At 62.8% G+C, this 1464-nt stretch carries 2 protein-coding genes; both read left to right on the plus strand.

The genetic code is table 11. The features are described from left to right. Positions 1–37: 37 nt before the first annotated feature. Positions 38–907 carry a hypothetical protein gene (locus tag Q0349_RS09205; RefSeq protein ID WP_298080578.1) on the plus strand — a complete coding sequence of 290 codons (870 nt, stop codon included), beginning with the start codon at positions 38–40 and terminating at the stop codon, positions 905–907. 213 nt (positions 908–1120) lie between these two features. Further along, a partial coding sequence (locus Q0349_RS09210; RefSeq protein WP_298080579.1) for a hypothetical protein occupies positions 1121–1464 on the plus strand: 344 nt, incomplete at its 3' end.

A 1464-nucleotide genomic window follows, 5' to 3' on the forward strand; every position in this document is an offset into this window, starting at 1 on the left:
TGCAGCATAAGGCTTACAGCGTTTTTTAGCTCCTTTTTTGTCCTATACGCCGAAACTGCAAATATTCACCCTCGCCCTCACGCTCGCCCTTGTGGCACAAGGCGAACCGCTGACCCCGCCCTACATCGGTGCCGCCGTCAATGCCGACGAAACCCTGCTGGTGATCACCCGTGACCGTACCGCCACCATCTGGCATCTTGCAAACGGCGAAAAACAACACGAAATGACGCCGCCACCCGCCTGGGGCATACCCCGGTTGGGCGAAAGCATCCAGGATGCCCTCTTTGACCCGCAAAACCGCTGGCTGCTCATCTGGTCGGACACCCTCTATTTCCATGACATCAACAGCGGTACCTTGCAGCGCAAAATCGAAACGGGCGCCGCCCCGTCCGGCATGGGCAAACTCTGCCTGTCGCCCGACCGCGCGTGGCTGGCAGGCACACACCGCAAATTCCTGCGCCGCATTGCTGACGGCGAACGCGCCCCGTTTTTTGGCAACGACTACCACCGCGACATCGTCACCGATTGCGCCTTCACTCCGGACAACCACCTGCTTGCCCTCTCCTTTGCCGGTGTGCACGGGCGGCCGGACAGCCTGCGCCTCCACCAGACAGACGGCACCATTGCCGCCGAAATCCATCCCGCAGGCGCCACCGGCGCCCTCGCCCTGCATCCCGACGGCCAGCACTTCGCCCTCTCCGCCTGGCGCGCCATCAGCCAGGAAAACGTGATACACCTCGGCACCATTCGCCCGCTGCACATCAGCCAAACCCTGCCTGCGGGACATCCCGGAGAAAACACCGCACTGGTCAGCCTGGCCTGGTCTGCCGACGGCACAACCCTCTATGCGGGCGGCACGCACCAGGACGCGGACGGCAACTACCCGCTCATCCTGCTGCAAGCGTAAAACCCCGCCGCGCCCCGCTACCTGAAGGCAGGCACCGCCTGGATACAAAAAATCATCCCCCTGAAAAACGGCAGAATCATCGTGGCGACCGCCAACGAATGGCTGCTGCTGGACGAAAACGGCACCATCGAACAACGCCATCACATCGCCCCCCCGGAACGCCCCGTGGATACCTCGCGCACCCGCTGTTTCTGACAACACCCCCCACCCGCCATGATTCCCCGCTTCATCCCCGACCGCGACCACCCCGCCACCCGTATCTGGTACAACGAGCACCGCCACCATACCGGCGCAGCGCTACTGCTCATCGCGGCGACGCTGACCCTCGCCTGGTTCATCCTGCACCAGCCCGCCGTCAGTGTGAACGGCAGCACCTTCCACCCCTACAAATCCTACTTCTGGTACGCCTGCCTGCCGCTCGCCCTGCTCCTCTGCCATTACCCGCTTTGTCTGCACTTCCGTCATCCGCCCGCGCTCATCTGCGATATGAACGGCCTCAGTGTGTATAGCCATCCACCGAAAGTTTCAGACAAGGCGCGTCGCCGAAGACAGTACGC

The organism is uncultured Cardiobacterium sp. (genome assembly GCF_938028185.1).
GTDB lineage: Bacteria > Pseudomonadota > Gammaproteobacteria > Cardiobacteriales > Cardiobacteriaceae > Cardiobacterium.